The organism is Pseudomonas monachiensis (assembly GCF_047345015.1).
GTDB classification, from domain to species: Bacteria; Pseudomonadota; Gammaproteobacteria; order Pseudomonadales; family Pseudomonadaceae; genus Aquipseudomonas; species Aquipseudomonas monachiensis.
This window is the reverse complement of sequence record NZ_CP178857.1, coordinates 3,848,962-3,875,805: the sequence shown is the minus strand read 5'-3', so window position 1 is coordinate 3,875,805 and position 26,844 is coordinate 3,848,962. Positions and strand designations below refer to the sequence as shown.

General features: G+C 61.7%; 26 protein-coding genes. 12 read left to right on the top strand and 14 right to left on the bottom strand.

Features of this window, described 5'->3' with window-relative positions:
- Window positions 1–34 precede the first annotated feature (34 nt).
- On the top strand, window positions 35–1,423 hold the full coding sequence (locus ACMDB8_RS17470; RefSeq protein WP_056723762.1) for a purine-cytosine permease family protein: 1,389 nt from the start codon (window positions 35–37) through the stop codon (window positions 1,421–1,423).
- Window positions 1,424–1,457: 34 nt separating this feature from the next.
- On the opposite strand, the gene ACMDB8_RS17465 is transcribed toward ACMDB8_RS17470, so the two are convergent.
- The 7 genes from ACMDB8_RS17465 to ACMDB8_RS17435 all read right to left on the bottom strand — a co-directional run bounded on the left by ACMDB8_RS17465 (window position 1,458) and on the right by ACMDB8_RS17435 (window position 8,711).
- Entirely contained in the window at window positions 1,458–2,174 is a 717-nt protein-coding gene (locus ACMDB8_RS17465) for a L,D-transpeptidase family protein (RefSeq protein ID WP_223541433.1), read from the bottom strand.
- A complete protein-coding gene (locus tag ACMDB8_RS17460) occupies window positions 2,171–2,929 on the bottom strand; it encodes a M15 family metallopeptidase (RefSeq protein ID WP_056723757.1) in 759 nt (252 codons plus the stop codon). Before ACMDB8_RS17460 ends, ACMDB8_RS17465 begins: the two co-directional genes overlap by 4 nt.
- Before the next feature lie 33 nt (window positions 2,930–2,962).
- Window positions 2,963–3,952 (bottom strand): lipoyl synthase, encoded by a 990-nt coding sequence (lipA, locus tag ACMDB8_RS17455; protein ID WP_056723755.1) that lies wholly within the window; start codon window positions 3,950–3,952, stop codon window positions 2,963–2,965.
- Between the two features lie 168 nt (window positions 3,953–4,120).
- Complete coding sequence (gene glyA / locus ACMDB8_RS17450; RefSeq protein ID WP_223541432.1) at window positions 4,121–5,377, bottom strand: serine hydroxymethyltransferase; 1,257 nt, start codon at window positions 5,375–5,377, stop codon at window positions 4,121–4,123.
- A 42-nt stretch (window positions 5,378–5,419) separates the two neighbouring features.
- Window positions 5,420–5,803: a glycine cleavage system protein GcvH gene (gene gcvH / locus ACMDB8_RS17445; protein ID WP_150725972.1), complete on the bottom strand. Its 384-nt coding sequence runs from the start codon at window positions 5,801–5,803 to the stop codon at window positions 5,420–5,422.
- 416 nt (window positions 5,804–6,219) lie between these two features.
- Complete coding sequence (locus tag ACMDB8_RS17440) at window positions 6,220–7,728, bottom strand: sigma-54-dependent transcriptional regulator (protein ID WP_056723748.1); 1,509 nt, start codon at window positions 7,726–7,728, stop codon at window positions 6,220–6,222.
- A gap of 68 nt (window positions 7,729–7,796) precedes the next feature.
- Complete coding sequence (locus ACMDB8_RS17435; protein ID WP_056723746.1) at window positions 7,797–8,711, bottom strand: LysR family transcriptional regulator; 915 nt, start codon at window positions 8,709–8,711, stop codon at window positions 7,797–7,799.
- Between the two features lie 151 nt (window positions 8,712–8,862).
- Between ACMDB8_RS17435 and speB the strand changes: the two genes are divergently transcribed.
- The 5 genes from speB (at window position 8,863) to ACMDB8_RS17410 (ending at window position 15,607) form a co-directional block, all read left to right on the top strand.
- Window positions 8,863–9,864 (top strand): agmatinase, encoded by a 1,002-nt coding sequence (gene speB / locus ACMDB8_RS17430; RefSeq protein WP_409079408.1) that lies wholly within the window; start codon window positions 8,863–8,865, stop codon window positions 9,862–9,864.
- 53 nt (window positions 9,865–9,917) lie between these two features.
- Window positions 9,918–11,429, top strand: a complete 1,512-nt coding sequence (locus tag ACMDB8_RS17425) for an aldehyde dehydrogenase family protein (RefSeq protein WP_223541430.1) — start codon at window positions 9,918–9,920, stop codon at window positions 11,427–11,429.
- Window positions 11,430–11,675: 246 nt separating this feature from the next.
- Window positions 11,676–13,250: a purine-cytosine permease family protein gene (locus tag ACMDB8_RS17420; protein ID WP_056723743.1), complete on the top strand. Its 1,575-nt coding sequence runs from the start codon at window positions 11,676–11,678 to the stop codon at window positions 13,248–13,250.
- Window positions 13,251–13,282: 32 nt separating this feature from the next.
- Window positions 13,283–14,971: a choline dehydrogenase gene (gene betA, locus ACMDB8_RS17415; protein WP_056723862.1), complete on the top strand. Its 1,689-nt coding sequence runs from the start codon at window positions 13,283–13,285 to the stop codon at window positions 14,969–14,971.
- A 177-nt stretch (window positions 14,972–15,148) separates the two neighbouring features.
- A complete protein-coding gene (locus tag ACMDB8_RS17410) occupies window positions 15,149–15,607 on the top strand; it encodes a GNAT family N-acetyltransferase (protein WP_409079407.1) in 459 nt (152 codons plus the stop codon).
- A 13-nt stretch (window positions 15,608–15,620) separates the two neighbouring features.
- Here ACMDB8_RS17410 and ACMDB8_RS17405 read toward each other — a convergent pair whose 3' ends face one another.
- On the bottom strand, window positions 15,621–15,926 hold the full coding sequence (locus ACMDB8_RS17405) for an NIPSNAP family protein (protein WP_056723739.1): 306 nt from the start codon (window positions 15,924–15,926) through the stop codon (window positions 15,621–15,623).
- 228 nt (window positions 15,927–16,154) lie between these two features.
- Between ACMDB8_RS17405 and ACMDB8_RS17400 the strand changes: the two genes are divergently transcribed.
- Window positions 16,155–16,817, top strand: a complete 663-nt coding sequence (locus tag ACMDB8_RS17400; protein WP_056723737.1) for a hypothetical protein — start codon at window positions 16,155–16,157, stop codon at window positions 16,815–16,817.
- A 288-nt stretch (window positions 16,818–17,105) separates the two neighbouring features.
- On the top strand, window positions 17,106–17,495 hold the full coding sequence (locus tag ACMDB8_RS17395; protein WP_056723736.1) for a c-type cytochrome: 390 nt from the start codon (window positions 17,106–17,108) through the stop codon (window positions 17,493–17,495).
- On the opposite strand, the gene ACMDB8_RS17390 is transcribed toward ACMDB8_RS17395, so the two are convergent.
- A complete protein-coding gene (locus tag ACMDB8_RS17390; protein ID WP_056723734.1) occupies window positions 17,496–18,371 on the bottom strand; it encodes a LysR substrate-binding domain-containing protein in 876 nt (291 codons plus the stop codon).
- Between the two features lie 134 nt (window positions 18,372–18,505).
- Between ACMDB8_RS17390 and ACMDB8_RS17385 the strand changes: the two genes are divergently transcribed.
- Genes ACMDB8_RS17385 through ACMDB8_RS17370 form a run of 4 tightly spaced genes read left to right on the top strand, consistent with a single transcriptional unit; the run spans window position 18,506 to window position 22,746 of the window.
- Complete coding sequence (locus ACMDB8_RS17385; RefSeq protein WP_223541428.1) at window positions 18,506–19,558, top strand: agmatine deiminase family protein; 1,053 nt, start codon at window positions 18,506–18,508, stop codon at window positions 19,556–19,558.
- 4 nt (window positions 19,559–19,562) lie between these two features.
- Window positions 19,563–20,471 (top strand): N-carbamoylputrescine amidase, encoded by a 909-nt coding sequence (gene aguB, locus ACMDB8_RS17380; protein ID WP_056723730.1) that lies wholly within the window; start codon window positions 19,563–19,565, stop codon window positions 20,469–20,471.
- A gap of 1 nt (window position 20,472) precedes the next feature.
- Complete coding sequence (locus ACMDB8_RS17375) at window positions 20,473–21,573, top strand: extracellular solute-binding protein (RefSeq protein ID WP_056723729.1); 1,101 nt, start codon at window positions 20,473–20,475, stop codon at window positions 21,571–21,573.
- A gap of 48 nt (window positions 21,574–21,621) precedes the next feature.
- Complete coding sequence (locus ACMDB8_RS17370; protein WP_223541427.1) at window positions 21,622–22,746, top strand: agmatine deiminase family protein; 1,125 nt, start codon at window positions 21,622–21,624, stop codon at window positions 22,744–22,746.
- A gap of 147 nt (window positions 22,747–22,893) precedes the next feature.
- Here the strand turns inward: ACMDB8_RS17370 and ACMDB8_RS17365 are convergent, their stop codons facing one another.
- From ACMDB8_RS17365 to ACMDB8_RS17345, 5 genes are all read right to left on the bottom strand, one after another.
- The gene (locus tag ACMDB8_RS17365) at window positions 22,894–23,322 is read right to left on the bottom strand and encodes a nuclear transport factor 2 family protein (RefSeq protein ID WP_056723726.1); all 429 of its coding nucleotides are present in this window, start codon (window positions 23,320–23,322) and stop codon (window positions 22,894–22,896) included.
- Window positions 23,323–23,324: 2 nt separating this feature from the next.
- A complete protein-coding gene (locus tag ACMDB8_RS17360; protein ID WP_409079406.1) occupies window positions 23,325–24,059 on the bottom strand; it encodes an SGNH/GDSL hydrolase family protein in 735 nt (244 codons plus the stop codon).
- 6 nt (window positions 24,060–24,065) lie between these two features.
- On the bottom strand, window positions 24,066–24,638 hold the full coding sequence (locus ACMDB8_RS17355) for a chorismate mutase (protein WP_409079405.1): 573 nt from the start codon (window positions 24,636–24,638) through the stop codon (window positions 24,066–24,068).
- A gap of 81 nt (window positions 24,639–24,719) precedes the next feature.
- Window positions 24,720–25,010 (bottom strand): DUF7693 family protein, encoded by a 291-nt coding sequence (locus tag ACMDB8_RS17350; RefSeq protein WP_056723720.1) that lies wholly within the window; start codon window positions 25,008–25,010, stop codon window positions 24,720–24,722.
- Between the two features lie 219 nt (window positions 25,011–25,229).
- Window positions 25,230–26,783: an amino acid permease gene (locus ACMDB8_RS17345; protein WP_223541425.1), complete on the bottom strand. Its 1,554-nt coding sequence runs from the start codon at window positions 26,781–26,783 to the stop codon at window positions 25,230–25,232.
- Window positions 26,784–26,844 lie beyond the last annotated feature (61 nt).

Sequence of the window (26,844 nt, the reverse complement as noted above, 5' to 3'; positions counted from 1 at the left end):
CAACAAAAAACAGTTCCACAAAGGAAACACCGTCATGAGTGCGCAACGCAGTCCCCTGATCGAGACCCGCTCGATTGATTTCATTCCCGAGGCTGAGCGACACGGCAGTCTCTACAGCCAGTTCACCCTGTGGCTCGGCGCCAACCTGCAAATCACCGCCATCGTCACCGGCGCCCTGGCCGTGGTGCTGGGCGGCGATGTGTTCTGGTCGCTGATCGGCCTGCTGATCGGGCAAGTGCTCGGTGGTGCCGTGGTGGCGCTGCACGCGGCGCAAGGGCCGAAGCTCGGCTTACCGCAGATGATCTCCAGCCGCGTGCAGTTCGGGGTGTATGGCGCGGCGATCCCGATTGTTTTGGTGTGCCTGATGTACCTCGGGTTCAGCGCCACCGGCGCGGTGCTGTCGGGGCAGGCGATCGCGCAATTGATCAGTGTCAGCGACAGCACCGGCATCCTGATCTTCGCGGCGAGCATCGCGTTCCTGACGATCTTCGGCTATCGGGTGATTCACCTGGTCGGGCGAGTGGCCAGCGTGCTGGGCATCATCGCCTTCGCCTACCTGTTCACCCGGTTGATGACCCTCAACGACATCGGCCTGCTGCTCGACAATCGTCATTTCGGCTGGAGCACCTTCCTGCTGGCGGTTTCGCTCTCGGCGTCCTGGCAGATCGCCTTCGGCCCCTACGTGGCGGACTATTCGCGCTACCTGCCGAGCAAGACCTCATCCTGGAAAACCTTCACCGCCGTGGGCCTCGGCACAGTGCTGGGGGCCCAGACTTCGATGGTGCTGGGGGTGTTCGCCGCCGCACTGGCCGGGGCCAGTTTCCGTGGGCACGAAGTGGCGACCATTGTCGGCCTGGGCAGTAGCGGTGTGATCGCGTCCTTGTTGTACCTGAGCATTGTGTTCGGCAAGGTCACGGTGTCCACCCTCAACGCCTACGGCAGTTTCATGTGCATCGCCACCATCATCAGCGGCTTTCGTCGTCGCCTGGAAATCACCGCCCGCCAGCGCATGCTGTTTGTGCTGCTGATCGTCGCGGCGTCCACCGCGCTGGCATTGCTGGGGCAGTACTCGTTCCTCAACTCGTTCAAGTACTTCATCCTGTTTTTGCTGACGTTCTTCACCCCGTGGAGCGCGATCAACCTGGTGGATTACTACTTCATCAACAAGGAGCGTTACGACATCCCGGCGCTGTCCGATCCGAACGGGCGCTACGGTCGCTGGAACGTGCTGGGGATCAGCGTCTATGTGATCGGCGTGTTGATCCAGTTGCCCTTTGTCGACACCCATTTCTACTCCGGGCCAATGGTTGCGCAACTGGGCGGCGTGGATATTTCCTGGATCGTCGGGCTGCTGGTGCCGGGGGTGATCTATTACGCGCTGGCCAAGCCGTCGATGAGTGCGGTGGCGGTTGAGCGGGGTTAATCAGAGAGAACGATGAGCTCTTGTGGCGAGTTGACTAGCGCTTTGGTAGTTTCCAGTGCTCACGCAACTGTTCGTACTGCGCTTCGGGCAGTTGCACCAGCACCGGGGATTTGCCCGGGTCCAGCCAGTCGAACAGTTGCGCGATGTTCGCCGGATCCATGGCTGTACAACCACGGGTCGGTGCACTGGGGCCGCGCCAGATATGGAAGAAAATGCATGAGCCGGCAGCGGGCGTGGCCGGAGTGTTGTGCTGGATGACGATGCCTTGGCGGTACAACTCATCCGAGCGGCGCATCCGTTCGGAGCTGTTCCAGCCTTTATCGACCACTGCTCCGTCGACCAGTTCGTTGTAACGCGTGGACTGGCTGTCATCCACGCATTCGATGGTCGGCGTCAACGCTAGATAAGGCAGGCGGGTGTCGGCCGAAGGCGCGTAGCCGAACGCCGTGCCCAGCTTGAACATCCCAGCCGGCGCCTTGCCATCGCCTTCCTGTTTTACCGGTCCTTCAGGTTGCTCGATATCGAGCAGCCCCTTGCCCCAGCCCATGCCGTTCTTGCCGAGAACGACTGCAAAGGGCGCTTCGAATTTCCGGAAGGTTTGCCCGTGCCGCTCATAGCGCTGGGCAGTGCCCTGGATGTCATCCCAGCTTTTACTGGTGACCACGATCAGTTGGTCGCTGCCGTCGAGTCCCTGAGCCATTGCGGCCAGCGGAAACAGCGCCACCGACAGAGCCTTGAGCAGAATGTTCATGGTGCAAGCGGCGTGATGGGGAAGTCCATGACGTCCGGCTTCGGCGGATTCCCGCTGTACGTGAAGTGCCACCACTCGGCCGAATAACCCACAAAGCCTTCCTTGGCCATGGCACTGGTCAGGCGCTGGCGATTGGCTTTGGCCGTGGCGTTGATCAGCGCCGAGTCGGTGTGCGCCCGCTCATCGAAGCAATCGAAACCGGTGCCCATGTCGAGGGCGCCGTCGTGCCAGCGCTGGCCGTAAGGGGCGGTGCAATCCACCGGCGTGGCCGAAGGCGTCCAGGTGTCGGCGGGCAGGGCCTCGGGGCCGGTCAGGGTCAGGTCGACGGTGTTTCCCCGGGAATGATTGGACACCCGGGCCACATACCCCAGGCGCCAGAAGTCCTGCTTGTCGACCCGGGGGTAGAACTCGGTCTTGAGCGAGTCGCCAGGTTCGCTGGCGAAGCGGCCCATGTCCGCCACCGCGCGGGTCGGGCGATAACAATCGAATACCTTCAAGCCGTAGCCTTCGGCTTTCAGCGAGCTTTGCACTCTGGCTAACGCCTTCGCAGCATCCGCCGACAGCAGGCATTCCGCTGCCTGGTAACCGTCGAGCGGGTGCCCGGTGAAGTTGTGCGCGCTGGCGTAGCGGATGTCCTGCTCGATGCCCGGGTCGACACTGCGCACATACACCATGTGCCCGGGTTTCGATTCGTCGGCCATGCACGACGTGGCAAGGCTCAGGCACAGCAACAACAGACAGGGTGAACGAAACATCGGAAGCGGCTCCATGCATGACCAGTCATTGCATCATGGCTTGAAACCGTCCGTACCTCCATGAAGTTGTTGATCGGCGTGATAGGACGAACGCACCAGCGGCCCGGACGCCACGTTCTTGAAGCCCATGCGCGTGCCTTCCTCGGCGAACCAGGCAAAGGTGTCCGGGTGCACGAAGCGCTGCACCGGCAAGTGACTGCGCGAGGGTTGCAGGTATTGGCCGAGGGTCAGCATGTCGATCTCGTGCTCGCGCATGCGCTGCATGACCTCGATGACTTCTTCGTCGGTCTCGCCCAGACCCAGCATCAGGCCGGATTTGGTCGGCACATGGGGCACCGCTTGCTTGAATTTCTGCAGCAGGTCCAGCGACCACTCGAAGTCCGAACCCGGCCGCGCGGCCTTGTACAGGCGCGGTACGGTTTCCAGGTTGTGGTTGAATACGTCCGGGGGCTCACTGGCGGTGATCGCCAGGGCCACGTCCATGCGTCCGCGATAATCCGGCACCAGGGTTTCCAGTTGAATGCCGGGGGACAGCTTGCGGATTTCCCGCAGGCAATCGACAAAGTGTCGGGCACCACCGTCGCGCAAATCGTCGCGGTCCACCGAGGTGATCACCACGTACTTCAGGCGCAGCTCGGCGATGGCCACGGCCAGGTTCATCGGCTCGTTGACGTCCAGCGGCTTGGGCCGGCCATGGCCGACATCGCAGAACGGGCAGCGACGGGTGCAGATGTCGCCCATGATCATGAAGGTCGCCGTGCCACCGGAAAAACATTCACCGAGGTTCGGGCACGAGGCTTCTTCGCAGACGCTGTGCAGCTTGTGCTTGCGCAACAGCTGCTTGATCCGGTCGACCTCGGGAGAGATCGGCATGCGCACACGAATCCAGTCGGGCTTGCGCGGGAATTCATCCGTGGGAATGATCTTCACCGGAATCCGTGCGACCTTTTGCGCGCCGCGCAGCTTAGTGCCGATTTCCACTTTCGCCGGGCTCTTGCCGGTCGATTCGACAATGGCATTCATGATGCTTTCCTTGTGCAGCAGGGAGCAGAACCTGTGGGAGACCCTGTGGGAGCGAGCTTGCTCGCGATGAGGCCATTACATTCAGCATTGATGTTGAATGAAAGTCCGCCATCGCGAGCAAGCTCGCTCCCACAGAGTTTTTTCCCACAGGGTTTTTGTGTTGTGTGCTCAGTCGCGGTAGACCGGGAAGTCGGCACACAGGGCGGCCGCCTGCCGGGCGACATTGGCCTCGATATCGGCATCGCCAAGGTGATCGAGGATGTCGCAGATCCAGCCGGCCAACGCAGTGCTCTGCGCTTCCTTGAAGCCACGGCTGGTGATTGCCGGCGTGCCGATGCGCAAGCCCGAGGTCACGAACGGCGATTGCGGATCGTTGGGCACGGCGTTCTTGTTCACGGTGATGCCGGCGCGACCGAGGGCGGCGTCGGCGTCCTTGCCGGTCAGGCCCTGGCGGATCAGGCTGACCAGGAACAGATGGTTGTCGGTACCGCCGGACACCACGTCATAACCGCGCTCGATAAACACCTGCGCCATCGCCTGGGCGTTACGGATCACTTGCGCCTGATAGGTCTTGAAGCCGGGCTCCAGCGCTTCCTTGAAGCACACGGCCTTGGCGGCGATCACGTGCATCAGCGGGCCACCCTGACCGCCGGGGAATACCGCGGCGTTGAATTTTTTCTCAAGCTCCGCATTGGCCTTGGCCAGAATCAGGCCGCCACGGGGGCCGCGCAGGGTCTTGTGGGTGGTCGTGGTGACCACGTCGGCGTAGGGCAGGGGATTGGGGTACAGACCGGTTGCCACCAGCCCGGCGACGTGGGCCATGTCGACGAAGAAGTACGCACCGACCTTATCGGCGATCTGGCGGAAACGCGGGAAATCCAGGGTCTTCGAATAGGCCGAGAACCCGGCGATGATCATCTTCGGCTTGTGCTCGACCGCCAGGCGCTCGACTTCGTCGTAATCGATCAGGCCCGTGGTAGTGTCGATGCCGTACTGCACGGCGTTGTACAGCTTGCCGGAAAAACTCACCTTGGCGCCGTGGGTCAGGTGACCGCCGTGGGCCAGGCTCATGCCCAGCACGGTGTCGCCGGCTTGCAGCAATGCCAGATAAACTGCGGCGTTGGCCTGGCTGCCGGAGTGCGGCTGGACGTTGGCATAGTCGGCGCCGAACAGTTGTTTGGCGCGGTCGATGGCCAGTTGCTCGACCACATCGACGTGCTCGCAGCCGCCGTAGTAACGCTTGCCCGGATACCCTTCGGCGTACTTGTTGGTCAGGCCGCTGCCTTGTGCCTCCATCACCCGCTGGCTGGTGTAGTTTTCCGAGGCGATCAGTTCGATATGGTGTTCCTGCCGCGCATCCTCGGCGTTCATCGCCGCCAGCAGTTCGTCGTCATAGCCTTTGATCTGGTCGTGTTTGCTGAACATGGTGTGGTCCTTTTGCGGATTCGGGAAATGCCCGGGATGGCTTCAAGCGTCGGCGTGTTCTGCGGTCAGTCGTTCATAGGCGTCTTGATCCAGCAGATCGCTCAGCGCCAGGGCATCGACCGGTTTGAAGCGAAAGAACCAGCCTTCGCCCAATGGATCTTCGTTGACCAGTTCCGGGGTGCTCTCCAGCGTCGCGTTAATCTCGACCACTTCGCCGTCCAGCGGCATGCCGATACTGCTGGCGGCTTTCACCGATTCCAGCACCGACACTTCAGCGCCTGCATCGAAGGCGCCCAGTTCAGGCACCTGAACGAACACCACATCCCCTAGCGCCTGCTGGGCAAACGCCGTGATGCCGACGGTGACCAGGCCATTGCTCTCAAGGCGCAACCATTCGTGATCGACGGTAAAACGCAATTGGCTCATATCAACTCCTTATTGTTTTAAGGCTCGTGGCGGGGTGACGAGCGGGTTGCAGGAGTGATAGCAAGGGTGGTGCCAAGGTTGATTAATTGTTTTAAATCAATGGCTTGAGTTGTTTGTGTAGTGTTTGTGATATCTCACCCGTATTGAATTCAATACAAGCAAGTATGCCCTTGGAGGCAAGCGCCGTGATTGCTGGCGTGGAAGGGATTGTCTTGATTTCGCTACGCTGTATCGATTTGCAGACGAGGAATTCAGCAACAACACTGGTCCCCTGTGGGAGCGAGCTTGCTCCGGGCGGCGTTCCGACGATAGCGGTATGACAGTCACATTGATATCGACTGACACTCCCTCATCGCGAGCAAGCTCGCTCCCACAGGGGAATGTGTTGTCGGTGACAATGTGTTCCGACAGATCACTCAGGGCTTGGCGGGAATCCCGTATTTGCGCAAGCGAATCGCAATCGCGCTATGGGACGTCTGCAACCGCGCCGCCAGCAACCGGCTGGACGGATAGCTGCGATACAGCTGTTCCAGCAGGTTCTTCTCAAAGTCGCCAACCGCTTCTTCCAGGCTGCCGACTTCGCCGTCGTTTTGCCGCTCTACCGCCGTGCGGGCGATGTCCAGGTCGTCGATGTCCACCAGCGGGTTTTCGCAAATCGCCGCCGCGCGAAAGATCACGTTTTGCAGTTGCCGCACGTTGCCCGGCCAGCGGTTGCCGAGCAGGGCGCTGAAGGTGCTCGGCGCCAAACGGCACGCCGGTCGCTGGATCTGCGCGCAGGCCTGCTGCATGAAGTGATTGGCCATCAGCAGGATGTCGTGGCCGCGTTCGCGCAGCGGCGGCACTTGCAGGTTGAGCACGTTGAGGCGGTAGAACAGGTCTTCGCGAAAACGCCCTTCGGCGACCATTTTTTCCAGGTCGCGGTGGGTCGCACTGAGCACCCGCACATTGACCCGGACCTCTTTGTCGCCACCGACCCGGCGGAAGCAACCATCGCTCAGGAAACGCAGCAACTTGGCTTGCAGATAGGGCGACATTTCCCCCACTTCATCGAGGAACACCGTGCCCTGGTCTGCCAGTTCCAGCAGGCCGAGCTTGCCGCCCCGTTGCGCGCCGGTGAAGGCGCCGGGGGCATAGCCGAACAGCTCGCTTTCGGCGAGGCTCTCTGGCAGTGCCGCGCAGTTCAGGGCCAGAAACGGCGCATCGTGCCGTGGGCTGATGGCATGGCAGGCACGGGCCACCAGTTCCTTGCCGGTGCCGGTTTCGCCCTGGATCAGCAGCGGTGCATCGAGGGCCGCCACTCGTTGGGCGCGGGCCTTGAGTGCACGGATCGGCGGCGATTCGCCGAGCAGCGCATCGAAGCCTTCGGCATGGTCATGGTGCAGTGCCGACAGGCGTTCACCGATGCGATTGGGTTGATACAGGGTGAGCAGGGCGCCGGCGTCGGTGATCGGCATCGCGTCGAGCAGCAGCGTCTGGCCGCCGAGGCTGACCTCGTGCATCGGCAGGCGGAAATGCTGAGCGATCAAGGTGCGTTGCAAATCGGCATCGTCGAACAGTGCGGTCAGGGATTCACCGGCCGGTTCGCGGCCGCAGAGGGCGATCAGCGCCGGGTTGGCCAGCAGCACATGGCCGCGATCATCCACCGCCAGCACCGGGTCGGAACTGGCGGCCAGCAACGCGTCCAGTTGCAGGCGCCGGCGTTGCCCCGGAAGGATGTCGACCATGGTCACCGCTTGCACGCCGCGCACGTCGAAAAGCGCCTCGCGCAGTTCTTCGAGCACTTCGGCGCCGAGGGTCGGGGCGTCGATGTAGACGTTCGGCGGCACCATCTCCACGGCGTCGAGGTTGAAACTGCGACCACCGAGCAGGGCCAGCACTTCCTGGGTGATGCCGACGCGGTCGATGAAGGTGACGTGGATGCGCATGACGGGCCTGCAAGGTTGACGAACCGAATCAGTATGCCCGGCAAAATTTGAATTTGGCGAGCGTCACATCACGGCTGGCCGGTTTTACGGGCGCTGGCGGCCAGGTCCTCGAGGAACGCTTGCAGGATCGGTGGCGGTGCCGTGCCGCGACGGGTGATCACGTCGAACGGCGACTTCAAACGCAAACTCCCCGGGGCCAACTGGTGCATCTCGCCGCTCTTGACCCATTGGGCGGCGAAGTGCTCAGGCAGGAAGCCCAGGTAGGCGCCGGAAATGATCAGGATCGCCGTGGCTTCGATGTTGTCCACGGTGGCGGCCGCCTTGCTGACGCCCAGGTGTTCGAGGTCGTATTGCTGCATGTAGCCGCGCACGACGATGCGCCCCGCAGCGACTTCTTCGAGCAGCTCCTCACCTTCGGCGTGGCTGCCGTACAAAGGGTGGCGCCGGCCGCAATACAAACCCAGGGCTTCCTGGTACAGCGGTGATTGCAGCAGGCCCGGCACATGGATCGGGAAGTGCCCGATGGCCAGGTGCAGGCGGCCGTCGAGCACCCGTTCTTCGAGTTCCGCCGGGGTGCCGACGTACACGTTCAGGTGTACGTCATGACCCCGTGAAACGAAGCGCTGGGTGGTGCGCGGAATCGGCGAATCCGGGTCGGTGATCGTGGTGTCGATGATCCCCAGGTTGAGCTTGCCGCTGATGTGCTGCTTGAGCACGTCGGCGTCCATGCAGAAGTTCTCCACCGCCGACAACAGGCGCTGGGTGGCTTCATGGATCGCCACCCCTTGTTCGGTCAGGCGGAAGCCGCTGCGGCCGCGTTGGCACAGCTTGACCCCGAGGCGGGTTTCCAGATGGGTCATCTGTTCGCTGATCGTCGATTGCCCTGCATTCAACGCCGCCTGCGCGGCCGAGAAGCCGCCGCAGCGGACAATCGTGGCAAACACCCTGAGCAGTTTCAGGTCGACATCGTGCAGCTGGATCATCTTGGGCCTCCGGCATGGGGATGCATCGGGAATACCGATATGAGTATCTGATGTTTAGCATTTTTTCCACGAAAACCTGCGCCCATAGTCTTTCCAACGGCGGTCGCCTTGCAGTCCGCCAAGCCGATAACAAGAAGTGGAGAGGCTAGAAATGTCGAACAACGGTTATGAATCCGGTCGCCTGAACCTGCCATTCGTGGGTCATTGCACCTTTGGCAAATCCCCGGTGTGCACCGATTGGGATGCACTGGATGCCGACGTCGCGGTGCTCGGCGTGCCCAACGACATGGGCACCCAGTGGCGCTCCGGCGCACGCTTCGGACCACGCGGGATTCGCGAAGCATCGACGCTGTTTTCCTTCGGCCACGCCGGCGCCTACGACCACGAAGATGACGTGATGTACCTCACCGCATCGGACGTGCGCATGGTCGACGTCGGTGATGCCGACATCGTCCACACCGACATGGCCACCAGCAACAAGAATACCGAATACGCCGTGCGCAAGATCCTCGATGCCGGCGTGATGCCGGTGGTGCTTGGCGGCGACCACTCGGTGCACGCACCGGTGATCAAGGCCTTCGAGGGCCGCGGCCCGATCCACATCATTCACTTCGATGCGCACCTGGACTTCGTCGACGAACGCCACGGTGTGCGCTACGGCCACGGCAACCCGCTGCGCCGCGCCTCGGAAATGAACCACATTGTCGGCATGACCCAGATGGGTATCCGCAACGTCTCGTCGTCCAACCGCGACGACTACGAAGCAGCCCATGAAGCCGGCTCGAAAATCCTCTCGGTGCGTGATGTGCGTCGCCTTGGCGTCGAGGGTGTGCTGGCGCTGATCCCGCAGGACATCAACTACTACATCACTATCGACATCGACGGTTTTGACCCGTCCATCGCCCCCGGCACCGGCACCCCGAGCCACGGCGGCTTCCTCTACTACGAAGTGCTGGAAATCATCCAGGCCCTGGCCAAGCGCAGCAAAGGCAACATCGTCGGCATGGATCTGGTGGAAGTGGCACCGGTCTACGACCCGACCGGCATGACCTCGATCCTGGCCGCGCAACTGCTGCTCAACAGCATCGGTTTCATCTTCCACGAGCGTGGCAAGGTGCGAGCGGCCGCCGAGAGCGAAGCCGCATCAGCCTGATCATCGAAACCAGTGACCCGGCAGGCCCTGACTGCCGGGCAGAGAGAATAAAAATGGACACGATCGTCAAAAGTTACCTGCAAAAATACGGCGTCAGCGAAGCCACCCAGACCTTCCTCAGCAAGGTCCAGAAAATGTTCATCGGCGGCGCCTGGGTCGAAGCCAGCGACGGCCAGACTTCCGATGTGATCGAACCCTCGACCGAAGGCCTGATCACCCGCATTCCCATGGGCACCACCGATGACCTGGACCGCGCCGTGCAAGCCGCCCGCGCGCAGTTCGACGGCGGCGCCTGGCGTCAGGCCAAACCGGCCGAACGCGAGCGCATGATGCAACGCCTGGCCGACCTGATCGAACAGAACGCCGCGGAGCTCGCGGAAATCGAATCGATCGACATGGGCAAATCCGTGGCCTTCGCCAAGGACGTGGACATCCAGGGCACCGTGGATACCCTGCGTTACTTCGCCGGTTGGGCCACCAAGCTGCACGGCCGTACCGTCGAACCTTCGCTGCCGGGCAATTACCTGGCCTATACCCGCAAGGAAGCGGTAGGCGTAGTCGGCGCCATCGTGCCGTGGAACTTCCCGCTGCAAACAATGGCCTGGAAGCTCGGCGCGGCGCTGGCGACCGGTTGCACCGTGGTGGTCAAGCCCGCCGAACTGACTTCGCTGTCGGCCCTGCGTTTCGCTGAACTGGTGCAGGAAGCGGGCATTCCGGATGGCGTGATCAACATCGTCACCGGGCGCGGCAGTGTGGTCGGTGCGGCCATGGCCACCCACCCCGGCATCGACAAACTGACCTTCACCGGCTCGACCCCGGTCGGCCAGACTGTCGGTCGTGCAGCGCTGGATGACATGAAGCGCCTAACCCTCGAACTCGGTGGTAAATCACCGGTCATCGTCTGCGCCGACGCCGACATCCCGGCCGCCGCCCAAGCGGTCGCCAACGGGGTGTTTTTCAACTCCGGGCAGGTATGCGACGCCGGTACACGGGCCTATATTCATAGCAGTGTCTACGACGAATTCCTGCGTGAGCTGATCGCCTACACACGCACCCTGAAAATGGCCCCGGGCCTGGATCCGGACTGCTTCATCGGCCCACTGGTTTCGGCCCTGCAAAAGCAGCGCGTGACCGAGTACATCGAAACCGGCAAGGCCGAAGGCGCCGAACTGGTCTACGGCGGCCAACCGATCGATGGCCCTGGCTTCTTCGTCGAGCCGACCATCTTCGCCAACTGCCGCAATGACATGCGCATCGTCCAGGAAGAAATCTTCGGCCCGGTGCTGGTCACCGCACCGTTCGATGACGAGGAAGACGCACTGGCCCTGGCCAACGACTCGCCTTACGGCCTGGCTGCGGCACTGTATTCCAACGACCTGGGCAAGGTGCACAGCCTGATCCCACGCTTGAAGGCAGGCTCGGTCTACGTCAACGCCCACGGCACCCTCGATCCGTCGATGCCGTTCGGTGGCTACAAACAGTCCGGATTCGGCAAGGACCTGGGCGCCGAGCAGCTCGATTACCTGCTCGAAACCAAGGCGGTGTGGATCACGCTGCCAAGCTGATGCTGATCAGATAAAACAAGGAACAATGCAATCCCTGTGGGAGCGAGCTTGCTCGCGATAGCGGACTGTCAGCCAACATCAATGTTGCATGTCACGCCCCCATCGCGAGCAAGCTCGCTCCCACAGGTTTTCGATTCCAGCAACAACGCCAGGTAGGCACGGGCAACTGACTCAATCCCTGTGGGAGTCGTTCACCCGAAAGAACGCGGTTATCTCGTCATGATCTTCCAACAATAAGAGTCCATCATGAACACTAACGCCAAGTCCGCCCCGAGCGTGTCGAGCCTCGACGAAAAATCCGTCGTCGAGGGGCATTCGATTGACTTCATCCCCGAGAACGAGCGCACCGACAAGCTGGCCAGTCAGGGCCCGTTCTGGTTCCTCGGCAACTTCACCTTCTTCACCATGACCATCGGCTTCGTTGGCCCAAGCGTCGGCCTGACCGCGCTCTGGACCACGCTGGCCGGCACGCTGGGCATCATGTTCGGCACACTGTTCATGGCCTTTCACGGCTCCCAGGGCCCGCACCTTGGCCTGCCGCAGATGATCCAGTCCCGCGCGCAGTTCGGTTATCGCGGGGTAATCCTGGTGTTGCTGGCGACGCTGTTCGTGTTCGCCGGCTTCAACATCGTCAACCTGGTGTTGATGATGCAGGGGCTGCACACGCTGTTCGGGTTCAGCCCCGCAGTGATCGCGGTGGCGGTGACCATACCGGCGGCGGTGCTGGCGATTCTCGGTCATGACTGGATGCACCGCAGCTTCAAATGGGCGCTGTACCTGTCGTTGCCGCTGTATGGCCTGGTGACCATGGCGGTGGTGATGGGCTGGGTGCCGGATGCGGTGCTGCCGGCACTCGCGGAGGGCGAAGTGGCCCGTGAGCCGCTGGGTTTCAACTGGACCGGTTTCATCGCGCAGTTTGCGGCGGCCGCGAGCTACAACATCGCCTATGCGCCTTATGTGTCGGACTACTCGCGCTACCTGCCGAAAAACACCTCCAGCGGCAAGCTGATCGCCGTGGTGTTCCTCGGAGCTTCTCTGTCCGGTGCATGGATGATTTCCGTCGGTGGCTGGCTGGCCGATCACCTGCACACCACTGACGTGCTGGTGGCCCTCGGGCAAGTCGGCAACACCGTGTCGCCACTGGTGGGCACGGCGGTGGTGGTGGTCACCATCCTGGCGTTCCTGCCGGTGATCGCGATGAACATCTACAGCGCCAAGCTGACCACGTTGACCTGTGTCGACTCGATCAAGCACATCGAACCCACCCGCAAGGCACGCATCCTGGCCATCGGCTTCGTGATCCTGCTGCAACTGGGCGTGGCCCTGAGCATCCAGAGTTCCGGCAAAGGCTTGTCGGTGCTGGGGATCTACCTGGTGGTGATGCTGTACTTCCTGGTGCCCTGGACCTCGGTCAACCTCACCGACTACTTCTTCGTGCGCAAAGGCCGCTACGCCATCCCGCACTTCTTCATGCCCCACGGCAACATCTACGGCAGCTGGGGACTGCGCGGTATCGCCGCCTATGCCATCGGCTTTATCTCGATGATCCCGTTCTTCTACATCTTCGACGGCGTTGAACAGCGCGAGGTGTATGTCGGCCCGCTCGCCAAGGCACTGGGCAGCATCGACATCGCCTGGCTGGTCGGGCTGATCGTGTCGGGCGTGGCGTACTACTGGCTGAGCCGCTCGATCGATCTGAAACGCGAAGAGGCGGTGATCCAGCAGATCGAAAAAAACTCCCCGCAATACACCACCGGCGACACGCTGACCCACAAACAGCAGCCACCGCGGGTATTCACTGAATCGACGGTCGGGAGATAACTATGACCACGCAAAGAATGACCACGCAAAAAATGGCTACACAAAAATACGACTACATCATCATTGGCGCAGGCTCGGCGGGTTGTGTGTTGGCCAACCGCCTGAGCGAAGACCCGGCCACCTCGGTGCTGGTCCTGGAATTCGGCGGCAGTGACAAGAGCGTAGTGATTCAGATGCCGAGCGCATTCTCGATCCCGATGAACACCAAGAAGTACAACTGGCGCTACGAAACCGAGCCGGAGACCCACCTTAACGGCCGACGCATTCACTGCCCACGGGGCAAGGTGCTGGGCGGCTCCTCGTCGATCAACGGCCTGGTGTACATTCGTGGCCATGCGCTGGACTTTGACGAGTGGGAATCCCTGGGTGCCGAAGGTTGGGGCTATCGCAACTGCCTGCCGTACTTCAAGCGCGCCGAGAGCTACGAGTCGGGTGGCGACAGCTATCGCGGGCAGACCGGGCCGCTGCACACCACCAACGGCAACCACATGAAAAACCCGCTGTACGGTGCCTGGGTCGAAGCCGGCGCGGAAGCGGGCTACATCAAGACCGAAGACTGCAACGGCTACATGCAGGAAGGTTTCGGCGCGATGCACATGACCGTGAAGAACGGTGTGCGCTGCTCCACGGCCAACGCCTATCTGCGCCCGGCCATGGGTCGTCCGAACCTGACGGTGATTACCCATGCGATGACCCGCCAGATCATTCTTGAAGGCAAGCGGGCGGTGGGGGTCATGTATGACCATGGTGGCCAGACCCACCAGGTGTATTGCAACCGCGAAGTGCTGATCTCGTCGGGGCCAATCGGCTCGCCGCACCTGCTGCAACGCTCGGGCATCGGCCCGGCGGACGTCCTGCGCAAGGCCGGGATCGGCGTACGCCATGACCTGCCGGGAGTAGGGGAGAACCTGCAGGATCACGCCGAGGTGTACATACAGTTCGGCTGCAAGGAACCGGTGACCCTCAACAACAAGATGGACCCGCTGAGCAAGCTGATGATCGGTCTGCGCTGGCTGCTGTTCAAGGACGGCCTGGGCGCCACCAACCACTTCGAGGCCGGTGGCTTCATCCGCTCCGAGAAGGGCCTGCGCTGGCCGGACATCCAGTTCCACTTCCTGCCGGCGGCGATGCGCTACGACGGCAACAAACCGATCAAGGGCCATGGCTTCATGGTGCTGACCGGGCCGAACAAGCCGAAAAGTCGTGGTTATGTGCGGGTTCGCTCAGCCGATCCGTACGAGCATCCGGAAATCCGCTTCAACTATCTGGAGCGGGAAGAGGACCGTGAGGGCTTCCGTCGCTGCATTCGCCTGACCCGCGAGATCATCGGCCAGAAAGCCATGGACCGCTTCCGCGACGGCGAAATCGCCCCGGGTGCCCAGGTGACCAGCGATGAAGACCTCGACGCCTTCGTGCGCGACAACCTGGAAAGCACCTACCACCCGTGCGGTTCGTGCCGCATGGGCGAGGACGACATGGCGGTGGTCGATTCCGAATTGCGCGTGCGCGGCATCGCCGGTCTGCGAGTGATCGATTCGTCGGTGTTCCCGACCGAGCCGAACGGCAACCTCAATGCGCCGACCATCATGCTCGCCGAGCGGGCGTCGGATCTGGTGCGTGGCGCGCAGATGCTGCCGTCAGCGGATGTGCCGGTGGGGCTGGTTGAAGGATGGGAAAGCAGCCAGCGGACCTCATTGCCAGGGCGTAACGTGCGGGTCTGATCCAAAAGCAAAGATCGCAGCCTGCGGCAGCTCCTACGGGAAACTCATTCCAATGTAGGAGCTGCCGCAGGCTGCGATCTTTTGATCTTGCTTTGAAACTTACTTTGAAAAAAGTCCCTCTCGGCTTCACCTCCATTGCTAGTCTGTAATTCCTTGAGACCGCAATGGAGCACCCTCATGGCTATTCAGGCCCTGCGCGCCGACACATCGCACATCGATCAGATCGCCCCTTTGTTTGACGCCTACCGGATGTTCTACAAGCAGCCGTCAAACCTTGCGCAATCACGCGCCTTCATCGCCGAGCGCCTTGCCCGGGATGAATCGGTGATATTTCTGGCCCAGGACAGCGACGGTGAAAACCTCGGCTTCGTCCAGCTGTTCCCGACCTTTTCCTCGATCGACGCCCATCGTACCTGGCTGCTCGGTGATCTGTTCACCACGCCCGCCGCCCGGGGCAAAGGTGCCGGTACCTTGCTGATGAACACCGCCCGGGATTTTGCGAAGCTGGCCGGCGGCAAAGGCATGACCCTGGAAACCGCCACCGACAACCTCACCGCCCAGCACCTGTATGAATCCCTGGGCTGGGTGCGCGACCCCGGTTACTACACCTATTGCCTGGATCTGAAAAAAGACTGACTCAGCGATCCAGTCAGCCAAACACCGGCCGCATGAACGAACGTTCGTAGCTGAGGATGAATTTCTTCTCTTCGGCATACTTGAACGCCGCGATGCACTCTGGATCGTTCATCGACTGCTGCCGGTAATGCTCGTACGCCGCCAGGCTGGGGAAGGTGAACAACGCCAGGGCGATGTTGTTGGCACCCTCCGACGGCAAAAAGTAGCCGTGGTGCTGGCCGCCGAACTTTTCCACCAGGGGAATCCACAGCTTGCCGTAGTGCTCGAACGCTTCGAGCTGGTAGGGATCGAGCACGTATTTGAGGTAGCAGGTCACCATTGTTTCGTTCCTTGATCAGGTTTTGAGGGCAGTCGCCACTGTAATCAACCCTGGGCGCCCGGCACAGCCGCTTGTTCGACATAGACCGGTAATTTTGCGCCAGAGAGTAGGCGGCGTCGCCGCACTATTGGTTCAGTCAATAGTCACCATCAAGAATCGCAAGTTCTGTTTTTTGCGCAAAGGCGGAAAATTGCCGGCATTGAACACGCTGCTCAAGGAACCTGCGCGATGAAAATCTTGACCCGACTGGCTGTGATTGCCCTGTTGCTGGGCAGTGTCGTATCCACCGCATCGGCCTTTGCCGAAGACGCACGCACCTGCCATCTGCCGCCCATCACCGCTGGCCAGGGCGGCTTGCAATACGGGCAAACGGTCGGGGTGCTCTACAGCGAAAACACCGTGGAAAACCTGCAATACCTTGAGCAATACCACTCGGTGGCCGTCAACGGTGCGAAAAACGCACTGGATGCGCGGATTCGCCAGGCGTTCGTCAACAGCTCCGATCCGGACCTGGCCATTGACTGGCTGATGAGTTCGCTGCACCACACCTTTGTGTCGGTGACTGTCTACGACAACCTTGATGCCCTGGTGCAAGCCCATCCCGATGTGGTGGTGATGCTCGATACCCATAACCAGTTGCTGACCCAGCGTAACGACCGGGTCGAGGCGCGTTTCGCCGCGCGGTTCTACGACGCCAACCTGCAGTACATCGGCAAGGCCGAAGGCACGGTGGAAAAACAACTGCCGTCGGTGTGGGTGCATGACAAGACAGCGCCCGAAATCGCGGCGCAAATCGAACAGCAACGCGACCTGCAACTGACCGCGCTGAAACAGTTCGATGCGTCGTTGAAGGCGCTGGTGACTGCCGGATTAACCGCAACAACCAATTAATCAGCCCGACGCCCATTGAGCGGCGGGCAAGCCGATCCACCGTGGATTTCTATTCAGGACCTGATACATGCGCACTGTTTTTTCGAGCGTGCGGCGCAGGAGTGTCTGTAAGCAGAATTTCAGGCAAAAAAAAGCTGCCGGGACTGGCAGCAGAAAGATAAAGCACGCATTGGATGACCTGAGTATGGCGTCCGGTTCATGACGATTCGATGACAGCTTGATGGACATTCATCAGGATGCTGAAAATCCATGTTCCAATAGCGAGCACTCGCAGACTGGAAACGTAGCATGAACAAAATCGCCGCCCCGACCCTCGCCCTGGCGCTCACCGCAGTCCTGCTCAGCACTCCCACCCTTGCCGCGGGCGATGTCCAGGCCGGGGAGAAAGTGTACAAGCGCCTCTGCAGCGGCTGCCATCAGATCGGTGAATCGGCTCGCGCCTTCTTCGGCCCGCAACTCAATGGCGTGATCGGTCGCCACTCCGCCGTCACCACGGACTACGTGTATTCCGACGCGATGAAATCCGCCAACCTTGTCTGGGACCGCGAAACCCTGATCGCCTACCTCGAAGCGCCGAAGAAAGTCGTCCCCGGCACCCGCATGATTTTCTGGGGCCTGAGTGATCCGGAAAAAATCGAAGACCTGCTGGCCTACCTGCAAACCTTCCCGGCGCAATGATCAGGCCGTGGGCTGCTGCTCGGCCGCCAGGTTGTCTACCAGCCACTGGGTGAAGGTCCGCGCCATCGTGATGTTTTCGCTGTCACGGTGGGTCAGCAGCGCCCAGTTCGGGCCGCGGATGGTTTGCTCCACCATCGGCTGCAACAGCCCGGTGGCCCGCGCCTGCCGACTCAGCAACTGACTCACCAGCGCAATGCCCAGCCCTGTGCAGGCCGCGTCCAGCAGCAAACCCGGATCGGAAAAATTCAGCCCCTGATCCATCTGCCCCACATCAATGCCCGATTCCACCGCCCAGTGGCTCCAATCCATTTCCCGCTCGCCATGCAGGGTAGTGCGCTGCTCCACCGGCACGGCCAACAGGCTCGGGTGACACGCCGGGTAGAGGCGGTCGGCGTGCAGCACCCTGAAACTGCATTCGGCCTGGGAACCGATGTCGTCGCGCACCGCCAGGTCGATGGTCTGGCTGGCCATGTCTGGCACCTCATCGGTGCTGAAAATCCACAGATCGACCTGCGGATGCTGGCGACGAAAATCCCCCAGACGCGGCAACAACCAGTGCCGGGCAAACGCCGGGGTGGTGTTGAGCACCAGTTGATTGGGTTTCTGGTATTGCCCCAACCGGCGAATGCCCACCGCCAGTTGCTGCAACAACGCCTGGGTGGTGCTGAGCAAGTCGTGCCCGGCATCGGTCAGGCTGACGCTGCGCCCGCTGCGATGGAACAGCGGTTGTTCCAGGTAGGCCTCAAGGCTGCGGATCTGCTGGCTGATCGCCGATTGGGTGAGGTGCAACTCATCGGCGGCCTTGTGAAAACTGCCCAGCCGGGCGGCGGCTTCGAAGCCGCGCAAGGTGCTCAGGGGCGGCCAGTGTTTGAGCATATCGATAAGTTCCTCTAATCAGTTGTCTGCAAAATCCATCGTTTGTTTACCCGTTTTTCCAGCCGTAGCATGCATGCCAAGACCGCCAAGGCCGTTTTCATTGAACACAATGACTTAACTCAGAGGTGCTTGTCATGCAGCAGAACGTAATTCAAAACAGCGGTTGGACGATGCCGGCCGAGTGGGTCGCCCACGCCGCCACCTGGATGGTCTGGCCGCACAACAAGACCCTGTGGGAGTCAGGCTGGCGGGTGACACTGCCACAGGTTCAAGAAGACTTCGCCCGGGTGGCCAACGCCATCGCCCGCTTCGAGCCGGTGAAGCTGGTGGTCGATCCGTCAGCCGTCGCCAGCGCCAAGGCCTTGTGCGGGCCGAATATCGAATTGATCGAACTGGCGGTCAACGACAGCTGGTGCCGCGATTCCGGCCCGAGCTTCGTTTGCCACCCGCAGCAAGGCCTGGCCGGTGTGAGCTGGCGCTTCAATGCGTGGGGCGGCAAGTCGGCCCACGATCTGGACGAAAGCCTGGCCCGCCGCGCGCTCAATCGTTTGGGGCTGGAGTGTTTCGGCACGGCGCTGAGCAACGAGGGTGGCGCCATTCACGTGGACGGCGAGGGCACGCTTATCACCACCGAATCGGTGTTGCTCAACCCCAACCGCAACCCGGGCGTGAGCAAGGCCGAGATCGAAGAGATCTTCAGCCGCCTGCTGGGCGTGAAGAAAACCATCTGGCTGCCGGGCGATCCGGACTACGTGACCGGCGACATGACCGATGGCCACGTCGACGGTGTGTGCGCCTTTGCCCGCCCCGGCGTGTTGCTGGTGGACGCCACCCACGACCAGAGCTCTGTGTACGCCGCAGTCGCACGGGAAAACCGTCGCGCCCTTGAGTTGGCCACCGATGCCCAGGGCCGCAAGTTCGAGCTGATCGAACTCTATGAAGCCTCCGATGCGGTGGACACTGAGGCCGAAGTGTTCTGCGCCTCCTACACCAATTTCTACATCGCCAACGGTGCGATCATCATGCCGGCCTATGGTATCGATGCCGACAAGGTCGCGGCCGAAGTTCTGGCGCAGGCGTTCCCCGGACGCGAAGTGGTGCCGGTGCGGATCAACCATCTAGCCCATGGCGGCGGCGGTGTGCATTGCATCACCCAGCAACAGCCGGTCTGGCCGGTGCGGGGTTGATGCCATGACTCTGCTGACCATCGCCACCACCCAGATGCCCTGCACCTGGGACCTGAAACACAACCTCGACCAGGCCGAGCAACTGGTCCGCGAGGCCGCGGCCAAGGGCGCGCAGGTCATCCTGTTGCAGGAGCTTTTTGCCACGCCGTACTTCTGCATCGAGCAACACCACAAACACCTGGCGCTGGCCGAGGAGTATCGCGACAGCCATGTGCTCCAGCGCTTTGCTGCATTGGCCAAAGAGTTGGGCGTGGTGCTGCCGCTGAGTTGGTACGAGAAGGCCGGCAACGCCTACTTCAATTCATTGAGCGTGGCCGACGCCGACGGGCGCCTGTTGGGCGTGTACCGCAAGACCCACATCCCCAACGCCATCGGCTATCAGGAGAAGGAATACTTCAGCCCCGGCGACAGCGGTTTCCGGGTCTGGGACACCGCGTTCGGGCGCATCGGCCTGGGCATCTGCTGGGACCAGTGGTTCCCGGAAACCGCGCGCTGCCTGGCCTTGATGGACGCTGAAGTGCTGCTGTTCCCGACCGCCATCGGCTCCGAACCGGGCTGCGCCACTCTCGATTCCCGGGATCACTGGCAGATGACCATGCGCGGTCACGCTGCCGCCAACCTGCTGCCGGTGGTGGCGGCCAACCGTGTCGGCCGGGAAGCGGCGACCACCGACCCGACCCTGCAAATGAACTTCTACGGCTCGTCGTTCATCTGCAACCACAAGGGCAAGTTGCTCGCCGAAGCCGACCGCGACAGCACCGGCGTGCTGGTTCACAGCCTGGACCTGGCGGCCATGCGCGAAGACCGCCTGACCTGGGGCATCTACCGCGACCGCCGTCCGGACATGTACGGCGCCTTGTTGACCCAGGACGGTCGTCAGATCCATTCACGCTGGGCAACCCAAGGGGTGTGACATGAACACTATCAACAAGCTGAGCCTGGCCATGGGGCTGGCGCTGAGCTGTGCGGTGCCTGCTCTGCACGCCGAGGAGAAAACCCTGCGGCTGTACAACTGGGCCGATTATTTCGCCGAGGACACCCTGAGCAAGTTCACCGCCGAAACCGGGATCAAGGTGATCTACGACGTCATGGAAGGCAGTGAAACCCTTGAGGCCAAGATGCTGGCTGGCGGCAGCGGTTACGACCTGATCTTCCCCGGAGACACCGTGGCTGAACGCTTGATGCGTGCCGGCAGCCTGCAACCGCTGGATCAGTCAAAAATTGCTGCGATGGCTGATATTGAGCCCGGGTTGCAGAAACTGCGCTCGCGTTATGAATATTCGAGCAAAGCGACGGTGCCGTACACCTGGGGCACCATCGGTCTTACCTACAACGCCGAGCAGATCACCCAGCGTGCGCCGGACGCGCCGGTCAATAGCCTGGACATGCTGTTCAAACCGGAGCTGGCGGCGAAATTCGCCGACTGCGGCATCTCGATGATCGACTCACCGGACGAAGTACTGGCGGTGGTGCTCAACTACCTCGGTCGCGACCCGCGCAGTGCCAAACCGGCGGACCTGGCGGCGGCCAGTGACTTGCTGATGAAGTTGCGGCCGCACATTCGCAAGTTCCAGTCGCAACCGGTGACCGACCTGGTCAACGGCAACCTGTGCATGTCCCTGGGCTACAGCGGCGACATGACCCAGGCGCAGCGCGCGTCGGACAGCGCCGGCAAGAAAACCACCTTCCACTACCGCATCCCCCGCGAAGGCACCACGGTGTGGATGGACACCATGGCCATTCCCGTCGACGCCCGGCACCCGGAATACGCCTACGCGTTCATCAACTTCGTGATGCGCCCGCAGAACATGGCGGCCATCAGCAACTTCACCGGCTACCCGACCTCCAACGCCAAGGCACGCCCGGACGTCGATGCCGCGATGCGCAACAACCCGGACATCTACCTTGATGAAGCCACTTACGCACGGCTGATTCCCGGCAAGGACATTCCCCAGGCCGACATGCGGGCACGCATGCGCACCTGGACCAAATTCAAGACCGCTACCGTTAACTGATCACCGGCCGGCCCGAAGGCCGGCCAAACCTCGATTTCAGGAAAACATATGCCGACACGTCGAACATTCATCAAGCAGGTATCGGTCGCCGCCGGGCTGGGCGCGGTGGCGTCCATGGGATTGGGCTTTGCCGGCCTGCCGGTGCGAGCGGCCGACAAAGGCAATGGGTACATGCCCGATGAAGGGGACAAACACCAGCGGGCTTTCATCGCCTTCGGTGCACAGGCCGCGATCTGGGAGGACTTCACGCCCCACGTGCAAGACGCCCTTGGCCGGATCGCCCGCAGCATTGCCGAATACGAGCCAGTCACGGTGTTCTGTCGCCAGAGCGAACGGCGCCTGGCCGAAGCCAAATGCGGCAGCCACAACACCACCTTCGTGATCACCGAACTGGATGACATCTGGATGCGCGACATCGGCGCCAATTTTGTCGTCGATGGCAACGGCGGCCTTGGTGCGGTGGACTTCAACTTCAACGGCTGGGGCAACAAACAGCAGCATGCGGACGATGCGCAACTGGCCGCCCAGGTCGCGGAAAACGCCAAGGCGGATTACCTGCGCAGCGAACTGGTGGGCGAGGGCGGAGGCATCGAAGTGGATGGCCACGGCACCGGGATCATGACCGAAAGCAGCTGGATCAACCGCAATCGCAATCCCGACTGGACCAAGGCCGAGGTCGAGGCAGAACTGAAAGAACGCCTGGGGCTGCGCAAAATCATCTGGCTGCCGGGCATCAAGGGCAAGGACATCACCGACGCCCACGTCGACTTCTATGCGCGCTTCGTCAAGCCCGGCGTGGTCATCGCCAACCTCGACAACGACCCCGAGTCCTACGACTACAAGGTCACTCGCGCCCACCTGCAGATCCTCGAAAACGCCACCGATGCCGATGGCCGCAAGTTGCAGGTGCATACCGTGTCGCCGCCGCTCAACCCGCGCAACAGCCGGTTCAGCAAAGACAATAAGGACTTCGCCGCGGGCTACATCAACTACTTCGTGATCAACGGCGCGATCATCGCTGCGCAATTCGGTGACGAAGAAGCCGATGCCAAAGCCTTCGACCTGCTGTCTGAACTCTACCCGGACCGCAAGGTGGTGCAACTCGACATCGATGCGATCTCCGCCGGTGGTGGCGGGATTCATTGCGTGACCAGTCATCAGCCGATGGTCTAACGGATTGCCCCTGATTTCAGGCTAAACACAAAACCTGTGGGAGCGAGCTTGTTCGCGATGGCGGAGTGTCAGTCAATATATTGTTCACTGACCCACCGCTATCGCGAGCAAGCTCGCTCCCACAGGGGTTGTTGGTGAATCAGGAAATCAGGCCTTGCTGGCCTTCAGATAAGCCCCCAACCGCCGCCCCATTTCTTCACCCAACGCCTGCAAGCCACTGAGCGGCCGTACCATCACTTCAAACTCGACAATCTTGCCCTGTTCGTTGAAGCGGATCATGTCGATGCCCTTGAGCTCTTTCCCGCCGACCCTGGCGCTGAATTCGAGAATCACGTTCAAGCCATCCGCCGACGCCAGTTCGCGGTGATAGGCAAAGTCCTCGAACACGTTCATGACCGTATTGAGGATCATCGACACCACCGGCGCCCCCGGATATGGCGTGTGCGCCATCGGTGAACGGAACACCGCCTGTGGATCGAGCAGTTCCGGCAAGCCGCTCAAGTCGCGGTTGCCGATCATTGCGTGCCACTGCTTCAGGGATGCTGCGACGTTGTGGTTCAGGTTCAGCTCGGACATCTTCAACTCCTGTTTTTTATTGTTGTGCTGCGAAAGCGTTGGTCGATGACCCAGGCGGCATCGTCGGCCCATTGACGGTAGAGCATCGGCCCCGGATGAAAACCATCACTGGCCATCAAGCCCGGTTCGGGCGCCAGCGGGGTCGTCAGCATCGTACATTGATCCAGGTGTGCGGCCAGATCCGCCAAATGTGCATTGAAACGCCGCGCCCTGAATCCCAGGAACCAGCGCAAGGGTTGCGGCAGCGCGGGGAACAAATGCATCGGCGGAAGTGGCGTCACCACAATCTGCCTCACCGCGAACCTGTCGCACAGCAGCGCCATCAAGCGCTGTTGCCGGGCGAGCCACTGATCCAGGGTGAGTGAGCTGGTGACATCGTTGACGCCAATCGACAACAGCGCCACATCGAACGGCTCGGGTGCATGCTGTTCGAGCAGCTCCAGCAACCCTTGGGAATCCAGACCTGTGCGCGCCCAGAGTTTCCAGGCCACCTGGTAACCATCGGCCAGGCGCTCCACCAGCCGCCCGCTGAGAGCTTCACCTTGAGTCGCCGCACCGACGCCTGCAGCGGCGCTGTCGCCGACAATCAACAAGCGCAGAACATCGCCGCTGCCGGATTCGCCGTGGCGTTCACCTTCGGCCTCCGGCAACTTGGGCGTCACGCGCCGCGTGTATAGACCCTGCGCCAGCAACAACGGGCCGAGGAGGACTTTGGCGAGGGTTTCAGTGTGGCTCATTTGACGTTATCGCCCCGCAACACATAGCTCTCCGGTCGCACGAATCATCGCCTGGCCATGCAGGTAATCCTTGATCAGCGCGGAGCGTTCGGTGGCCAGCCATTGCGGGCAGTTCGGGTCTTTGCGATAGGGCAGGAACGCGGCGTACTGCGTGAGCAGCAGGTTTTGCAGGGTGTCGAGCTTGGGCCGGATGTCGTTGCCCAGGTCCGGCCGTGGCGTGTCCGGTGCCTTGTGCGCTGCTTGCCATTGCGCGATTCGGCCGTATTGCACCAGTTTGCTGGCTTCGATCTGGGCGGCGATCAGGTCGGCGACATCGTCGGGATCGAGCTGGCGCTGGGCCGCCTGCTTGCGCGCGTTGGCGATGACTTGCGCTTCCCGGGCGTTGTCCTGGACCGGTTTGCCGCTGTCCCACTTGGTCAGCGCCACCAGCTCGCTGATGTACAACCGCTCATTCATCGTTGCCAGCAAGGGTTGCAAGGCATCGGGCGCCGGGGGCGTCGTGCCGGCCTGGGCAACACCAGCGAACAAACCGAGCAGGGCGCAGGCCAGCCAGTGCGGCAGGCGTGGGGAACGGGGCATGGGCAGAACCTCCTTGGACGCAAAAATCACTCCGGCTTGTTTATCACAAGTGCGACCAGGGAACGACAGGTTGCGAAGGATTCAGGCCAGCAACCGTTCAATCTGCGCCAGCTCCCAGGTGCTGAGCAAACTCACCGGATCGGTGCCGAAGCGTTGCCCGTTGTCGAACACATATTCACGGCCATCGGGGCTTTGGCCATGCAGGCAGTGGCGCAAGTGGCCGGCGTCGACCTCCAGTGTCAGTTGCCAGCCGTCGATGTCGACCCGTACATGGCCAGACTCGCAGACGTCGTCGATTCGCTGGAAGGTGCAAATGCCCTGGGCGGCATCGCGCAACGGCTGGTAAACCTCGCGGGCGGTGAGGGCGGGCACAGGTGTCTCCGGGGTGAAATTGGGGAGGCGCAGGATAAATCATCGCCATACAAAAAAGCCCGGTAGATCGGGCTAATGCCAATCAGTTAAGGGTTTGAACACTGAAATCCTTGTGGGAGCGGGCTTGCCCGCGAAGGGGCCGGCACGTTCAGCATCAATGTCGCCTGACACGCCGCTTTCGCGGGCAAGCCCGCTCCCACAGGTTACTTATTGCTTGCTCTATTTGCGGTTCAACGCCGCTTCCGCCGCAGCAATTTCAGCCTGGCGCTTGACGATCATGTCGCCCACCGGCGGCCCCTGGAAGCGCCGGGCTTCAAAGCCGAACCAGACGATGGCCGTCAGCACCAGGAAGCCGATGGTGATGTACAGCGCCCAATCGTTCGGTGGCTGGATGCCGATGACGAAAATGATGATCATCGACAGGATCGAGAGAATGGCGAACACCGAGTACCAGAAACGCCCCATGTTCCACGGCCCCATGGTCGGCCACTTCGAGGTCCCATAGGTAAACAGGCCGAGCACGATGGGAATGGCGAAGGAGAAGAACAGGAAGATCACCGTGCACGACACCACGATCGTATAGACCGGCGTTGCCCCGATCGAGATCACCGACGATCCCCAGTCGAACAACACCGCGAGGGTGGCACCTGTCCAGATGGCCGCGACCGGGCTGCGATGGGTCGATGAGACCGACGACAGCGCTTTTGAGCAGGGCAGGCCGCCGTCCCGGGAGAACGCGAAGATCATCCGTGAAACCGAAGTGACGGTGGCCAGCCCGCAGAGCACCTGCGAGACGAAGATCGCCACGTAAAGCACCAGTTTCAAGGTCGGGTTGACCTGGGTGTTCATGGCCCAGAAAAACACGTTCCAGCCTTGCTTGGCCGCCTCGTCCATGTTCGGCAGCATCAGCACGAACGCGCTGAGCATCAGCCAGCCGAACAGCAACGACCAGACCACCGACATGACCATGCCGCGCGGCACCGACATGGCCGCGTTGCGGGTTTCCTCGGAAGTGTGCGCGGAGGCGTCATAGCCGGTGATGGTGTAGATCGGCAACAGCAGGCCGAGCATGAACACCCAGCCGTTGGAGACCTGCGGCCAGACGCCGCCCCCCGCCTCGCCGGAGTAGTTGCCGAAGGTCCACAGCCGGGCGAATTCATAGCTGGGTGCCGACATCAGGCAGACGATGGTCAGGGCCAGCGCCGTGCCGAAGATCAGGTAGCCGGAAAAGTCGGTGAGCCTGGCCGTCAGGCCGATGCCCAAGTGGTTGCACAAGGCCTGCAGGCCGGTGAGGATCGCCAGGAAAATCACCCGGACCGTGGTCGTGTCCTCCATGCCCAGTGCCGGTCCGAAGGCACCGAAAAAGAAATAATAGGTGCCGACGTTGATCGCGCCCAGCACCGTGACCAGCCCCAGCAGGTTGAACCACGCGGTCAGCCAGCCAGTGAAGCGATTACCGAGGATCGAGCCCCAGTGGTACAGGCCGCCAGCGGTGGGGTAGGCCGAGGAGATCTGTGCCATGGCCATGGCGAATACCCCGGAGATCAGGCAGCCGATCGGCCAGCCGATGCCGATGGATATTCCCCCCGCGCCCGAGGTGCCCTGGGCCAGGGAGTTGATGCCACCCGAGAGGATGCAGATGATCGAAAAGGAGATGGCGAAGTTGGAGAAAACCCCCATTCGTCGTGAGAGTTGCTGGGCATAGCCCATGCTGTGCAGCACCTTGACGTCATCGTCGTGTGTTTCGGTGCCCGGCTGGCTTGCTGGGTTCATGATGTGTACCCCTTCAGGTGTTCATACGCAACCATCCGGCGGGCCGGATGGGCTGGCTTCA

What these genes read in the sequence shown, in the direction of transcription:
- ACMDB8_RS17410 (WP_409079407.1), top strand. Translation starts at nt 15,149, where the DNA reads ATGGCTATTCAGGCCCTGCGCGCCGACACATCGCACATCGATCAGATC.
- lipA (WP_056723755.1), bottom strand. Translation starts at nt 3,952, where the DNA reads ATGAATGCCATTGTCGAATCGACCGGCAAGAGCCCGGCGAAAGTGGAA.
- ACMDB8_RS17470 (WP_056723762.1), top strand. Translation starts at nt 35, where the DNA reads ATGAGTGCGCAACGCAGTCCCCTGATCGAGACCCGCTCGATTGATTTC.
- ACMDB8_RS17375 (WP_056723729.1), top strand. Translation starts at nt 20,473, where the DNA reads ATGAACACTATCAACAAGCTGAGCCTGGCCATGGGGCTGGCGCTGAGC.
- glyA (WP_223541432.1), bottom strand. Translation starts at nt 5,377, where the DNA reads ATGTTCAGCAAACACGACCAGATCAAAGGCTATGACGACGAACTGCTG.
- speB (WP_409079408.1), top strand. Translation starts at nt 8,863, where the DNA reads ATGTCGAACAACGGTTATGAATCCGGTCGCCTGAACCTGCCATTCGTG.
- ACMDB8_RS17405 (WP_056723739.1), bottom strand. Translation starts at nt 15,926, where the DNA reads ATGGTGACCTGCTACCTCAAATACGTGCTCGATCCCTACCAGCTCGAA.
- ACMDB8_RS17390 (WP_056723734.1), bottom strand. Translation starts at nt 18,371, where the DNA reads ATGCTCAAACACTGGCCGCCCCTGAGCACCTTGCGCGGCTTCGAAGCC.
- ACMDB8_RS17360 (WP_409079406.1), bottom strand. Translation starts at nt 24,059, where the DNA reads ATGAGCCACACTGAAACCCTCGCCAAAGTCCTCCTCGGCCCGTTGTTG.
- ACMDB8_RS17370 (WP_223541427.1), top strand. Translation starts at nt 21,622, where the DNA reads ATGCCGACACGTCGAACATTCATCAAGCAGGTATCGGTCGCCGCCGGG.
- ACMDB8_RS17465 (WP_223541433.1), bottom strand. Translation starts at nt 2,174, where the DNA reads ATGAACATTCTGCTCAAGGCTCTGTCGGTGGCGCTGTTTCCGCTGGCC.
- ACMDB8_RS17400 (WP_056723737.1), top strand. Translation starts at nt 16,155, where the DNA reads ATGAAAATCTTGACCCGACTGGCTGTGATTGCCCTGTTGCTGGGCAGT.
- ACMDB8_RS17385 (WP_223541428.1), top strand. Translation starts at nt 18,506, where the DNA reads ATGCAGCAGAACGTAATTCAAAACAGCGGTTGGACGATGCCGGCCGAG.
- ACMDB8_RS17425 (WP_223541430.1), top strand. Translation starts at nt 9,918, where the DNA reads ATGGACACGATCGTCAAAAGTTACCTGCAAAAATACGGCGTCAGCGAA.
- ACMDB8_RS17365 (WP_056723726.1), bottom strand. Translation starts at nt 23,322, where the DNA reads ATGTCCGAGCTGAACCTGAACCACAACGTCGCAGCATCCCTGAAGCAG.
- ACMDB8_RS17420 (WP_056723743.1), top strand. Translation starts at nt 11,676, where the DNA reads ATGAACACTAACGCCAAGTCCGCCCCGAGCGTGTCGAGCCTCGACGAA.
- ACMDB8_RS17345 (WP_223541425.1), bottom strand. Translation starts at nt 26,783, where the DNA reads ATGAACCCAGCAAGCCAGCCGGGCACCGAAACACACGACGATGACGTC.
- gcvH (WP_150725972.1), bottom strand. Translation starts at nt 5,803, where the DNA reads ATGAGCCAATTGCGTTTTACCGTCGATCACGAATGGTTGCGCCTTGAG.
- ACMDB8_RS17440 (WP_056723748.1), bottom strand. Translation starts at nt 7,728, where the DNA reads ATGCGCATCCACGTCACCTTCATCGACCGCGTCGGCATCACCCAGGAA.
- ACMDB8_RS17460 (WP_056723757.1), bottom strand. Translation starts at nt 2,929, where the DNA reads ATGTTTCGTTCACCCTGTCTGTTGTTGCTGTGCCTGAGCCTTGCCACG.
- aguB (WP_056723730.1), top strand. Translation starts at nt 19,563, where the DNA reads ATGACTCTGCTGACCATCGCCACCACCCAGATGCCCTGCACCTGGGAC.
- ACMDB8_RS17355 (WP_409079405.1), bottom strand. Translation starts at nt 24,638, where the DNA reads ATGCCCCGTTCCCCACGCCTGCCGCACTGGCTGGCCTGCGCCCTGCTC.
- ACMDB8_RS17435 (WP_056723746.1), bottom strand. Translation starts at nt 8,711, where the DNA reads ATGATCCAGCTGCACGATGTCGACCTGAAACTGCTCAGGGTGTTTGCC.
- betA (WP_056723862.1), top strand. Translation starts at nt 13,283, where the DNA reads ATGGCTACACAAAAATACGACTACATCATCATTGGCGCAGGCTCGGCG.
- ACMDB8_RS17395 (WP_056723736.1), top strand. Translation starts at nt 17,106, where the DNA reads ATGAACAAAATCGCCGCCCCGACCCTCGCCCTGGCGCTCACCGCAGTC.